The sequence below is a fragment of the Pseudomonas sp. NBRC 111130 genome, assembly GCF_001320485.1.
In the GTDB taxonomy this organism is placed as follows: Bacteria; Pseudomonadota; Gammaproteobacteria; order Pseudomonadales; family Pseudomonadaceae; genus Aquipseudomonas; species Aquipseudomonas vlassakiae.
Genome location: NZ_BCBG01000010.1, coordinates 233,818 through 245,711 on the forward strand (window position 1 = coordinate 233,818; position 11,894 = coordinate 245,711).

The 11,894-nt window shown below is 65.1% G+C and carries 15 protein-coding genes; 2 read left to right on the top strand and 13 right to left on the bottom strand.

Going from position 1 to position 11,894, the window contains the following annotated elements; all coding sequences use genetic code 11:
• Nucleotides 1-48: 48 nt before the first annotated feature.
• From APH33_RS05375 to ccmA, 13 genes are all read right to left on the bottom strand, one after another.
• Entirely contained in the window at nt 49-456 is a 408-nt protein-coding gene (locus APH33_RS05375) for a GFA family protein (protein ID WP_054884159.1), read from the bottom strand.
• A 77-nt stretch (nt 457-533) separates the two neighbouring features.
• Nucleotides 534-1,322: a PhzF family phenazine biosynthesis protein gene (locus tag APH33_RS05380; protein ID WP_054884160.1), complete on the bottom strand. Its 789-nt coding sequence runs from the start codon at nt 1,320-1,322 to the stop codon at nt 534-536.
• A gap of 42 nt (nt 1,323-1,364) precedes the next feature.
• On the bottom strand, nt 1,365-2,303 hold the full coding sequence (locus APH33_RS05385) for a 2-hydroxyacid dehydrogenase (protein ID WP_054884161.1): 939 nt from the start codon (nt 2,301-2,303) through the stop codon (nt 1,365-1,367).
• Between the two features lie 201 nt (nt 2,304-2,504).
• Nucleotides 2,505-2,921, bottom strand: a complete 417-nt coding sequence (locus tag APH33_RS05390) for a hypothetical protein (RefSeq protein WP_054884162.1) — start codon at nt 2,919-2,921, stop codon at nt 2,505-2,507.
• 12 nt (nt 2,922-2,933) lie between these two features.
• On the bottom strand, nt 2,934-4,124 hold the full coding sequence (ccmI, locus tag APH33_RS05395; RefSeq protein ID WP_054884163.1) for a c-type cytochrome biogenesis protein CcmI: 1,191 nt from the start codon (nt 4,122-4,124) through the stop codon (nt 2,934-2,936).
• Nucleotides 4,117-4,593 carry a cytochrome c-type biogenesis protein gene (locus APH33_RS05400; protein WP_054884164.1) on the bottom strand — a complete coding sequence of 159 codons (477 nt, stop codon included), beginning with the start codon at nt 4,591-4,593 and terminating at the stop codon, nt 4,117-4,119. Before APH33_RS05400 ends, ccmI begins: the two co-directional genes overlap by 8 nt.
• On the bottom strand, nt 4,590-5,126 hold the full coding sequence (locus tag APH33_RS05405; protein ID WP_054884165.1) for a DsbE family thiol:disulfide interchange protein: 537 nt from the start codon (nt 5,124-5,126) through the stop codon (nt 4,590-4,592). Before APH33_RS05405 ends, APH33_RS05400 begins: the two co-directional genes overlap by 4 nt.
• Complete coding sequence (locus APH33_RS05410) at nt 5,123-7,096, bottom strand: heme lyase CcmF/NrfE family subunit (protein WP_177332353.1); 1,974 nt, start codon at nt 7,094-7,096, stop codon at nt 5,123-5,125. The genes APH33_RS05405 and APH33_RS05410 overlap by 4 nt, the downstream gene beginning before the upstream one ends.
• 11 nt (nt 7,097-7,107) lie before the next feature.
• Nucleotides 7,108-7,563 carry a cytochrome c maturation protein CcmE gene (gene ccmE / locus APH33_RS05415; RefSeq protein ID WP_054884167.1) on the bottom strand — a complete coding sequence of 152 codons (456 nt, stop codon included), beginning with the start codon at nt 7,561-7,563 and terminating at the stop codon, nt 7,108-7,110.
• Nucleotides 7,560-7,736 carry a heme exporter protein CcmD gene (ccmD, locus tag APH33_RS05420; RefSeq protein ID WP_054884168.1) on the bottom strand — a complete coding sequence of 59 codons (177 nt, stop codon included), beginning with the start codon at nt 7,734-7,736 and terminating at the stop codon, nt 7,560-7,562. The genes ccmE and ccmD overlap by 4 nt, the downstream gene beginning before the upstream one ends.
• On the bottom strand, nt 7,733-8,500 hold the full coding sequence (locus APH33_RS05425) for a heme ABC transporter permease (RefSeq protein WP_054884196.1): 768 nt from the start codon (nt 8,498-8,500) through the stop codon (nt 7,733-7,735). Before APH33_RS05425 ends, ccmD begins: the two co-directional genes overlap by 4 nt.
• Before the next feature lie 45 nt (nt 8,501-8,545).
• Nucleotides 8,546-9,223: a heme exporter protein CcmB gene (gene ccmB, locus APH33_RS05430; RefSeq protein ID WP_371263234.1), complete on the bottom strand. Its 678-nt coding sequence runs from the start codon at nt 9,221-9,223 to the stop codon at nt 8,546-8,548.
• Nucleotides 9,211-9,843 carry a cytochrome c biogenesis heme-transporting ATPase CcmA gene (gene ccmA / locus APH33_RS05435; RefSeq protein ID WP_054884169.1) on the bottom strand — a complete coding sequence of 211 codons (633 nt, stop codon included), beginning with the start codon at nt 9,841-9,843 and terminating at the stop codon, nt 9,211-9,213. Before ccmA ends, ccmB begins: the two co-directional genes overlap by 13 nt.
• Nucleotides 9,844-9,974: 131 nt before the next feature.
• Between ccmA and APH33_RS05440 the strand changes: the two genes are divergently transcribed.
• Both APH33_RS05440 and APH33_RS05445 read left to right on the top strand, forming a co-directional pair.
• Nucleotides 9,975-11,534 (top strand): flagellar hook-length control protein FliK, encoded by a 1,560-nt coding sequence (locus tag APH33_RS05440; RefSeq protein WP_054884170.1) that lies wholly within the window; start codon nt 9,975-9,977, stop codon nt 11,532-11,534.
• Nucleotides 11,531-11,875 carry an EscU/YscU/HrcU family type III secretion system export apparatus switch protein gene (locus tag APH33_RS05445; RefSeq protein WP_054884171.1) on the top strand — a complete coding sequence of 115 codons (345 nt, stop codon included), beginning with the start codon at nt 11,531-11,533 and terminating at the stop codon, nt 11,873-11,875. The genes APH33_RS05440 and APH33_RS05445 overlap by 4 nt, the downstream gene beginning before the upstream one ends.
• Nucleotides 11,876-11,894 lie beyond the last annotated feature (19 nt).

Genomic DNA, 11,894 nt, shown 5'->3' on the forward strand with positions numbered 1-11,894 from the left:
CCTTTTCTCAGGAATGCACGTGTTTGGCAAGTTCGCATGAGCAATGGCTCAGCCAAGCTGCTCGAACGCTTGCTCGCCGGTCAGCTCCTTGGTCTGGTTGGCGAAGCAATACCAGGCGGGCTTCTGCTCGACGAAAATCTGCAAGTCGAAATCCCAGGCCTCGTCGCCATCGAGCAGGCCTACCGGGACCGCATAATGGTCCTTGTCCTTGAGGCGGTAATACAGGTGCGTGCCGCAACCGCTGCAAAAACCACGCTGGGCCCACTCGGACGAGTCGTAGACCGCCGGTGGCCGCCCTTCGAAGACCGGCGCCTGGCTGCAATCCACGACCAGCAGCGGACCGCCGGTCCACTTGCGGCACATGCTGCAATGGCAAGCGCTGATGTGGGTATTGTCGACTGTGGCGCGCAGGCGGGTTTCACCGCACAGGCAGCTGCCGCTTTTTTCCAGGGCCATGATCGGGCTCCTTGCTGGCTGGGCCAGCAAGTATAGATCGGGCCCTGCCACACAGCCGCCAGCCCCACCCGGTTCGATCAGATGAACACGCTGCCGCGCAGGTACAAGGCCGCACGCCCACTGATGATCACCCGGCCATTACCAGGAACGTCACAGTGCAATTGCCCCTTGCGCGCCCCGCCCTGCTCGCAGCTCAGCGACGACTTGCCCAGACGCTCGGCCCACAACGGTGCAAGCGAGGTATGCGCCGAGCCGGTTACCGGGTCTTCATTGACCCCGACCCGCGGGCCGAACCAGCGGGTGACGAAGTCGAAACCACGCCCAGCTGCCGTGACCGCGATGCCTCGCACGTCGAATGCCGACAGGGCGACGAAATCGGGCTTCAGCGGCGCGAGCAGCGCAGCGTCATCGACCACCACCACATAGTCGTCGGAGCGATACACCGCCTTGGCCGCACTCAGGCCAAGCGCCTCCAGCAACCCGGCTGGAACGTCCACGGCTTGCGGCTGCTTGGCCGGGAAGTCCATGGCCAGCAGGCCATCGGCGCTCCGGCTGACCCGCAGTTCGCCACTGCGGGTGTTGAAGCGCAGCACTTCGGCTTGCTCACCCAGCTGCTCGAGCAGTACGTAGGCCGCGGCCAGTGTGGCATGGCCGCACAGGTCGACTTCGACGCTGGGGGTGAACCAGCGCAGGTCGAAGGTTGCGCCATTGCGTACGAAGTAGGCTGTTTCAGACAGGTTGTTTTCTTCGGCGATGCGTTGCAGCACATCGTCTGGCAACCAGCTTTGCAACGGGATCACCGCCGCCGGGTTGCCACCAAAGGGCTCGGCGGAAAAGGCATCGACCTGGAAAATTTCGAGTTGCATCAAACGCTCCTTGTGATCCGGCCATGCCGGGGTATTGAAGGGTTATGCGCGGACTGGCGTGAGTACCGGTTCGCCGGCAAAGAAGGCCTGCAGGTTGCGCAACACCAAGGTCACGGTGTCGCGTGCGGCCTCGGGCGACTGGCCGGCCACATGAGGCGTGAGCACGGTATTGCCGAGGGCCTTGAGGGCATCTGGCACGGCCGGCTCGTCATCGAACACATCGAGCGCGGCGCCCGCCAGGCGGCCTTGTTCAAGGGCTGATACCAGGGCCTGGGTGTCGACTACGCTGGCCCGGGCGATATTCACCAGATACCCCTGCGGGCCCAGCGCCTGGAGCACCGGGGCATCGACCAGATGGCGGGTGTTGGCGCCACCGGGGGTGGCCACGACCAGGATGTCGATGGCCTGCGCCAGGTGCAACGGGCTGTCGTACCAGGTGTAAGGGACGTCAGTACGTGGGGTGCGGCTGTGGTAGCTGATGGTCATGTCGAAGCCCAGGCTGGCGCGCCTGGCGATGGCCTGGCCCACCGCGCCGAGGCCCAGCAGGCCCAGGCGCTTGCCGCTGACCGAAGGGCTGATCACCCGGTTCCACTCGCCACGACGAGTGCTGGCGTCGGCGCGAGGAATATCGCGCAACAGCGCCAGCAGCATGGCCATGGTGTGGTCGGCAACAGCCGCGGCATTGGCGCCAGCGCCATTGGTGACAGTGATGCCACGGGCGGCAGCGGCGACCAGGTCGACCTGCTCGTAACCAGCACCGATCACGCAGATGATCTGCAGCTTGGGCAAGGCGGCGATTTCAGCGGCGGTCAGGCCCAACGGCCCGCGGGTCAGCACGGCGTCAATCTCGCCGGCATGGCGCTGGATGGCGTCGCTGCGCATCTGCGGGGACGGGGCACGAATCAGGCGGTAGCCGGCCTGTTCCAGCAACGGCAGATAATCGTCGACGGTTTCTACCAGTACCAGGACAGTTTTGCGCATGCCACCTCCTTCAATATCAGAGGGGCATTATGCGGAGTAACTGGCCGGTACAGTCAATGGGGAAAACAGCGGGGAACTGTACTGTATGGGTGGTCCGGGTCATAGGGTGTCAGGACTTCCATGTGCCTGCCACAACATTTTCAGCGCCTGTGAGATCGAGCGCCGGACCTCTAAAGGCGAACACCCGCAGCCCCCAAAAAACTACTGCCCGTAGGCGCGCCCCAATCCACCCGGCACACCACTGCTGTCAGTTGCCTGCCATGGCCCATCCGGGTTCAGCGACCAGCTCCAGCCATTGTCATAGCGGTAGTAGGTACGCTGCCGGTAAAAGACATTGGTCTTGTTCTCCAGCACATACACCCCGAGCTTCGGGTCCCAGTGGCTGGCGCCACCCGGCGGTGGTGCGAAGCTGGCGGAGGTCCGTGGCATCGGCTTGGGAATCGCCGCTGGCTTGCTCGGCTTCGACGGCTGGCCACCCGGCAGCGGCTTTACCGCTGGCCCCTGGCGCGGTGGCACGGTCTCGGCCGGCGGCGACGGCTGTTCGTACGGCTGCTGCACCGTACACGCGGACAAACCCAGGGCCAGGGTGATCAGGGTCAGGCGGACGGTGCTATGCATGGTGTTGTTCTCTTACTGGTCGGGGCTGTCGATGGTCAAGTGCTGGGTGGCCTGGGTGGTATTGGCCAGGGGTGCGCCCTGGCCGACCCATTCGCCGCGGGTCGGCTGGCCAGCGCGGGATACACGTGCGACCAGTTGGACTTCGGCGAACTGTGACAGTTTCATCTGCGGCAGCATAGCGTCAGCGTCGGACAATTCCACTTCCAGCGGCAATTGCGCCACGGTGACCCGCTTGGCCGCCAGCGGCATGGGCGGGCCGTTGCTGGCACGGGCGAAGATGAACACGGTGTCGTCAGGCTTGACCTTGTCCTTGAGCGCCGCCGCCAACTCCACCCGCACCTTCAACCGGGCTGGCGCTGTGGCCTGCGGTTTGCCGCCGGTGCTGCCCAGGCGCTCCGCCGCACGGTCGATGCCGCCTTGCAGTGCCGTCCGCGAGGCATCGCCCTCTGGCAGCTGCGCCAGCAGGCGGTTCCAGTAGTCGATGGCGGCCTGGTAGCGCTCGCCTTCGAAGGCGGCGATGCCCCGCAGGCCAAGGCTGGTGACTTCATTCGGGTCGGCCTTGAGTGCTTCGTCGGTCAGCGCCTGCACCTGCGGGCTCCATTTCTTGTCTGCCGCGAAATACAGTGCCTGGGCCCACTGGCCCAGCAGCTCGGGCTGGCGACCGGCCAGGGCGACAGCGCGCTCGTAGGCGCGTGCCGCGTCGGCCGGACGTTGCTGGGCCATATAGGCCCGGCCAAGGAAATACAGACCTTCGGCCGAATCCGGCTGGGCTTGCACGGCACGTTCGAGGCGCGTGGTCATTTCGTCCAGGGTCTTCGGTGCGGCGGCGAATTCCTGGGTCAGCTCGACCTTGTCCGCCGCACCGAAGTGCAGGTACAGCCCCAGTGCCAGCAAAGGCACCAGCACTGCCGCCAGCAATGGCAGGGCCCTGCCCTGGTGGCCCTGACGCACGGGTTCCGCACCCTCTGTGTCAGCCAGCAGCTCACGGGCCGCCTCATCGCGACCCTTGGCCATCTGCCTGTCGTCAAGCACGCCGGCCGCCTGCTGGGCAGCCAGCTCTGCGACGCGTTCCTGATACAGCGCGACATTCAATGCGGTACGGTCTTCTTCCTGCTGCTGGCGACGGACGCGCAGGATCGGGATCAGCAAAAAGCCGAGGGCGGCGAGCAGCAGCAGGCCCGCGCTAAGCCAGAATTCAGTCATGGGTCTGTTCTTTTTCCAGCAGTTTGGCGAGACGCTCGCGTTCTTCGACGGACAGTTCCTCGGCAGCCTGGGTCGCCGGGCCACGGCGACGGCGGACAATCACCGCCAGCACCACGAAACCACCGGCCAACAAGATGCCCGGGCCGAACCACAGCAGCCAGGTGCGGCCACTGAGCGCCGGCTTGTAGCGCACGAAGTCGCCATAGCGGTCGACCATGAAATCGACGATCTGCTGGTTGCTCTTGCCTTCGCCGAGCATGCGGAAGATCTCGCGGCGCAGGTCGGCGGCGATCGGTGCGTTGGAATCGGCGATGTCCTGGTTCTGGCACTTGGGGCAGCGCAGTTCCTTGGTCAGTTGCTGGTAACGTTCGCGCTCGGCGTCATCACGGAACTGGTAGGTATCGATAGCCGCCTTGGCCACACCGGCCAGGCTCATGCCCAGCACGGCGGCTGCCAGCCAGCGCCTCATGGCGTGGCCTCGTCGACCAGCCCCTGGTAAAGCGGCGCCAGCTGCTGGCGCCAGACGTCAGCGTCGACGATGCCGACGTGCTTGTAGCGGATGATGCCCTTGGCGTCGATGAGGAAGGTTTCCGGCGCACCGTACACGCCCAGGTCCAGCCCCAGGCTGCCCTGCTCGTCACGGATATCCAGCTGGTAGGGGTTGTGGAACTCGGCCAGCCACTTCTGCGCGGCCGCGTTGTCATCCTTGTAGTTGATGCCGTGGATCACCACGCCCTGCTGGGCCAGCTGGTTCAGGTACGGGTGCTCGATCTTGCACGACGGGCACCAGGTGGCCCACACGTTGACCAACGCCGGCCGGCCATGCAGGTCTGCCTGGGTCAGGTTGCGGTCACCCTGGGTCGACGCCAAGGCGAACGCCGGGAACGGTTTGCCGATCATTGCCGACGGCAGCTCGTCGGGCTTGAGGAACAGCCCCTTGTAGAGAAAAACCGCCATCAGCAGGAATACCGCCAATGGCACGACCATGATCCAACGCTTCATGCAGCAGCTCCAGACACGCCCAGGGCTTCACGCACCCGGGTCTTGACCTTGACGCGGTAGCGCCGGTCGAAGGCCGCCAGCAACCCACCCAGGCCGGTCAGCAGACCGCCCAGCCAGATCCAGCGGACGTAAGGCTTGATGTGTACGCGCACTGCCCAGGCGCCGTTTTCCAGCGGCTCGCCCAAGGCAACGTACAGGTCACGGGTGAAGCCGGCATCGATGCCGGCCTCGGTCATCATCGACTGCTGCACGGTGTACAGGCGTTTCTCCGGGTGCAACGTCGTCACTTCACGGCCATCACGGGTGACGACGATGGTGCCCTTGTCAGAAATGAAGTTCGGCCCTTCGAAGTGCTTGGCGCCCTCGAACAGGAAGTGATAACCACCCAGCTCGACGCTCTCGCCCGGCGCCATGCGCAGGTCACGCTCGGCGCTGTTGTTGCTCGACAGCACCACGCCCAGGGCACACACCGCCAGGCCCAGGTGCGCCAGCTGCATGCCCCAGTAGCTGCGGGTCAGGCCACGCACGCCCTTGGCCAGGCCCTTGTGGCGGGTCTTGTCGACGATGTCGCGCAGCCCGCCCAGCACCACCCAGGCCGCCAGAGCGAAGGCGCTCAGGACCGGCCAGTCAAGATCGTCGACGATCAAGCCAGCGATCGGCGCCAGCACCGCGCTGCCGATCAGCACCGGGGTCATCATGTTCGCCAGCCATTTGCCGGGGGTGTCCTTCCAGCGCACCACCACACCCACGCTCAGCACGCCCATCAGCAGCGCCATCAGCGGCAGGAACAGGGCATCGAAGTACGGTGGGCCGACCGACAGCTTGGCACCGGTCAGGGCATCGAGCACCAGCGGATACAAGGTGCCCAGCAGGATCATCGAAGCGGCCACCACCAGGATCAGGTTGTTGGCCAGCAGCAGCGTCTCGCGCGACCACAGGGCAAAGCCGACCTGGCTCTTGACCACCGGGGCGCGCAGGGCGAACAGGGTCAGCGAGCCACCGACCACGAACAGCAGGAAGATCAGGATGAACACGCCACGCGCAGGGTCGGCAGCGAACGCATGCACCGAGGTCAGCACCCCGGAACGCACCAGGAAGGTCCCCAGCAGGCTCAGCGAGAACGCGGCAATCGCCAGCAGCACGGTCCAGCTCTTGAACACCCCGCGTTTTTCCGTCACCGCCAGCGAGTGGATCAGCGCGGTACCCACCAGCCAGGGCATGAACGAGGCGTTCTCCACCGGGTCCCAGAACCACCAGCCACCCCAGCCCAGTTCGTAATAGGCCCACCACGAACCCAGGGTGATACCCACGCCCAGGAAGGCCCAGGCGACGATGGTCCAGGGCCGCGACCAGCGCGCCCAGGCTGCGTCCAGCCGCCCGCCGAGCAGCGCGGCAATGGCAAAGGCGAAGGCCACCGAGAAGCCCACATAACCCATGTACAGCATCGGCGGGTGGACGATCAGGCCGAAGTCCTGCAACAACGGGTTGAGGTCACGGCCATCGGTCGGCACCTGCGGCAGCAGGCGCTGGAACGGGTTGGAGGTGATGATCAGGAAGCTCAGGAAACCGACGCTGATCATGCCCATCACCGCCAGCACGCGGGCCAGCATCACCTGCGGCAACTGCCGCGAGAAGATTGACACGGCAAAGGTCCAGCCACCGAGGATCAGTGCCCACAGCAGCAGCGAGCCTTCGTGGGCACCCCACACCGCACTGAACTTGTAGTACCACGGCAAGGCGCTGTTGGAGTTGCTGGCCACGTAGGCGACCGAGAAGTTGTCGGTCATGAACGCATGGGTCAGGCAGGCAAAGGCAAAGGCCAGGAAGCTGAACTGGCCCCAGGCGGCCGGGCGGGCCAGGCTCATCCACAGGCTGTCACCACGCCAGGCACCGAGCAGCGGCACCGTGGCCTGCACGGCAGCAAAGCAGATTGCCAGAATCATCGCCAGCTGGCCGAGCTCGGGGATCACCAGTGCTGCATTCATGGCTTGGCCTCCGCACCGCTGGCCGCCTGGCCGCTTTCCTTCAAAGCCTTGGTGACCTCCGGTGGCATGTACTTCTCGTCGTGCTTGGCCAGCACTTCGTCGGCCACTACCACACCGTCGCCGTTGAGCTTGCCGAGGGCGACGATGCCCTGCCCTTCACGGAACAGGTCAGGCAGGATGCCGCGGTAAGTGATTGGCACCGACTTGTTGAAATCAGTAACCACGAAACGCACGTCGAGCGAATCGGAGGAACGCTGCACCGACCCCTTCTCGACCATGCCACCGGCACGAATGCGCGTGTCCAGCGGCGCTTCGCCGTTGGCGATCTGGGTCGGTGTGTAGAACAGGTTGATGTTCTGCTGCAGCGCGCTCAAGGCAAAGCCGACGGCAACCGCTACCCCGGCCAGCAGGCCGAGGATGATGAACAGGCGTTTCTTGCGCTGCGGATTCACTGGTTGTTCTCCCGGCGCAAACGGCGCGCCTCATCTTGCAGGTAGCGACGGCGGGCCAGCACTGGTGCAACGACATTCAGCGCCAGCACCGCCAAGCAGATGCCGTAGGCCGACCAGACGTACAGGGCATGGTGGCCCATGGCGAGAAAATCGCCGAAGGAAGCGAAATTCATCGCGTGGCCCTCCGTCCCAGGCTGTTCAACACTTCATCCTTGACCCAACTGGCGCGTGCCTCGCGCTTGAGCACTTCAAGGCGCATGCGCAGCAGCAGCACGGCACCGAAGAAACAGTAGAAGCCCAGCGCCGTGCATAGCAGCGGCAGCCACATCTCGGCCGGCATCGCCGGTTTTTCGGTGAGGGTGAAGGTCGCGCCCTGATGCAGCGTGTTCCACCACTCCACCGAATACTTGATGATCGGGATGTTGATCACGCCGACGATGGCCAGCACCGCGCAGGCCTTGGCCGCGCTGTCGCGGTTACTGATGGCCTGGCCCAGGGCAATGATGCCGAAGTACAGGAACAGCAGGATCAGCATCGACGTCAGCCGTGCATCCCAGACCCACCAGCTGCCCCAGGTCGGCTTGCCCCAGATGGCCCCGGTGACCAGCGCCACGGCGGTCATCCAGGCGCCGATGGGCGCTGCGCATTGCAGGGCGACATCGGCCAGCTTCATCTTCCACACCAGCCCCACCACACCGGCCACCGCCAGCAGCACATAGCAGGACTGCGCCAGCATCGCTGCCGGCACGTGGATATAGATGATGCGGAAGCTATTGCCCTGCTGGTAGTCCTCAGGGGCGAAGGCCAGGCCCCAGACCACGCCGGTCACCAGCAGCAGCACGGCGGAAACGGCCAGCCATGGCAGCATGCGGCCGCTAATGGCGTAGAACCATTTCGGCGAACCCAGTTTGTGGAACCACGTCCAGCTCATTTTCATCAGGTACATCCAGGGTATTAGCCGGGCTTGAGAGCCCGGGACTCGTTATTCGCCGACGCTGATCTTCAGCCCGGCGGCTATCGCAAAGGGTGCCAGGGTAACCGCCAGGGCTGTCAGGCTGGCGAGCCAGAGCAAATGACCGGTGGCAGGCATATTCTGCAATGCTGCCTGCAACGCGCCACTGCCCAGGATCAATACAGGGATATACAACGGCAGAATCAGCAGCGCCAGTAACAAACCACCGCGCTTGAGGCCGACCGTCAGCGCAGCGCCAACAGCGCCCAGCAGGCTCAACACCGGCGTGCCCAACAGCAGTGAACCGAGCAGCACCGGCAGGCAGTGGCTGGGCAAGCCCAGCATCAGCGCCAGCAACGGCGCCAACAATACCAGCGCCAGCCCGGAAAAGATCCAGTGTGCCAGGACCTTGGCCAGCACCAGCATGGCCAGCGGGTGCGGTGACAGCACCCACTGCTCCAGCGAACCGTCCTCGAAATCGCTGCGAAACAGGCCGTCCAGCGACAGCAGCACGGCGAGCAAGGCCGCGACCCAGACCAGGCCAGGCGACAAGGTTTGCAACAATTGGCTTTCCGGACCAACCGCCAGCGGGAACAGCGCCACGACGATGGCGAAGAATACCAGCGGGTTGGCCAGCTCCGCCGGGCGGCGGAACAGCAGGCGTGCTTCACGGCGCAGCAACAGGATGAATACGCTCATGCCGCCCATTGCCCCAGGTTGAGTTCCCGGTAGCCGGACGGCTTGCGTTCCAGGGTGTGGTGCGTTGTCAGCACCACCGTGCCGCCCTGTTCACAGTGAGCCGCCAGGTGCGCTTCGAGCTGGGCCACGCCCTGCTTGTCGAGGGCAGTGAAGGGTTCGTCGAGGATCCACAGTGGCGGGCTGTCCAGGTACAGCCGGGCCAGGGCCACGCGGCGCTGCTGACCAGCGGACAGGGTATGGCAGGGAACGTCTTCGAAACCGCGCAAGCCGACCGCTTCGAGTGCCGACCAGATGGCATCAGGGGTAGCCGGTTGGTGCAAGGCACAGAGCCAGGTGAGATTTTCCTCCGCCGTGAGCAGGTCCTTGATACCCGCAGCGTGGCCGACCCACAGCAGGATGCTGGCCAGGGCATGGCGCTGGTCGCCAAGCGGCTGGCCACCCAGCAGGATCTGCCCGGCAGTCGGCTGCATCAGCCCGGCCAACAGGCGCAGCAGGCTGGTCTTGCCACTGCCGTTGGGGCCGCTGATCTGCAGCATGTCGCCGGGGCGCAGCTGGAAATCGAGGTGCTCGAACAGCAGGCGCCAGTCGCGCTCGCAGGCCAGGCCCACGGCTTGGAGGTGAAGGGTCACGGGTTCGCCTTATCTATAGCTTCTCAAGTCGCCCACCTCGCTGCCGTTATACTGGCAGTGACAGGCGGCAGGCATTATTACATGTGCTGCCACGCTGCCAAGAGGGCGGGCTCCACAGGTTGTATACAATCATGACTGAAATCAATAGTCTCGGCGCACAAACCGCGATCAATCCGCAAGCGATCAAGGCCCAGCTGACCGGTGAACTGCTCAACCTGACCCAGGCGCAGCCGGGCCTGCTCAAGCCAGGCGAAACCGCTCAGGCCGAAGTGCTGACGATGCGCCAGAATGGCAGTACCTTCCAGCTGGTGCTGCAAGTGATCCAGGGCAGTGGCAGCCGCACACAGGTCCAGGCCACTGCCAACCAGCCGATCCCGCCAGGCAGCCAGTTAACCGTCAGCCAGCCGGAGAGCAATCGCCTGGCCGTCATGGTGCAACAAGCCAATGCCAGCAACATCGCCACCCTCACCCAACTGGACACCGGCAAGGTGCCGGTCGGTACCCTGCTGCAGGGCAAGGTCCTGACCAACCAGGCGCTGCCCCAGACCGTGGGTGAAGCGGCCACCTTCCGCTCGCTGGTCAGCCTGCTCAATACCGCTCAGGCCGGCGCTACGTTGGCCATCGACAGCCCGCGCCCGTTGCCGATCGGCAGCCTGCTCAGCGCCCTGGTGCAAGGCGACCAGTCGCTGCGGTTCGTGCCGCTCAGCGGGCGCCAGGAGCAATTGAACATCGCCCAGCAGTTGCTTGCCCAGCAAGGCCGCCAGGCTTCCTTGCCCGGCCTGCTAAGCGCGCTGCAGCAGATTGCCAACAGTCCGGTCAGCGACAGCGAGCTGCGCAACACCGCCAACAGCCTGCTGGCCAACCTGCCGGATGCCCGCCAACTCAGTGACGGCAAAGCCCTCGCCCAGGCCCTGAACAACAGTGGGGCGTTCCTGGAGGCCAAGCTGCTCGGCGGCCTTGGCGCCAACGTGGCCACCGACCTCAAAGCGCAGCTGGTCAGGCTGGTGGCACAGGCGTCGAGCAACGCACCCAGCGGCCCGATGAGCGCCTCCGCCACCCTGGCCCAAGCACTACCGGCCATGGCCCGCAGTGCCCTGGGCATGCTTGACCGGGTCAGCCCAAGGACACCGCCAGGGGCCTTTCCCCTGCCCTCGAGGCTGTTGCAGGCCATGGAAAACGAAGGCGACCTGCAACAGCTGCTGCGCCTGGCCGCCGCCGCGATCTCGCGCTTGCAGAGCCACGCCCTGAGCAGCCTGCAGCAATCCGGCACGCTGGAAAACGGCAACCTGCAGACCACCTGGCAGACAGAAGTACCGATCCGCCACGGCCAGGAGTTCATTCCCCTGCAAGTCAAACTGCAGCGCGAGGAAACCCCGGAACAGCAAGCCGAACGCCAGCAGCACGAACCGCACGACCCGCTGCAGGCGCTATGGCGGATCGAGCTGGCATTCGACCTGGCACCCTTGGGGCCTTTGCAGGTGCAGGCGCAACTGCTCCAGGGGCGGCTGTCCGGCCAGCTCTGGGCCGAGCGTGAACAGACCGCACGACTGGTCGACAGCCAGCTCGGCAACCTGCGCGAACGCCTGCTGGCCCGCGGCCTCGACGTCGGCGACCTGGAATGCCACCCTGGCATTGCGCCACAGGGCCCGCGCACGCGGGTGGAGCAACGCTGGGTGGACGAAACCGCATGAGCAACAAGCAACCACGCCAGGCCATCGCCCTGAGCTACGACGGCCAGCAGGCTCCGACACTGACCGCCAAAGGTGATGACGAGCTGGCCGACGCGATCCTGGCCCTGGCCCGCGAATACGAAGTACCAATCTACGAGAACGCCGAACTCGTTCGCCTGCTGGCGCGCCTGGAGCTGGGCGAGCAGATCCCCGAAGCGTTGTACCTGACCATCGCCGAGATCATCGCCTTCGCCTGGCAATTGCGCGGCAAGGTGCCGCCAGGGTTCGACGATGCTCCCGTGCAACCGCGCGATATCTCACCCGCGATTCTCGGGCTGCCGCCAGCCGATAGCACTATCTAGCGCCCGGCACCGTCCGCGC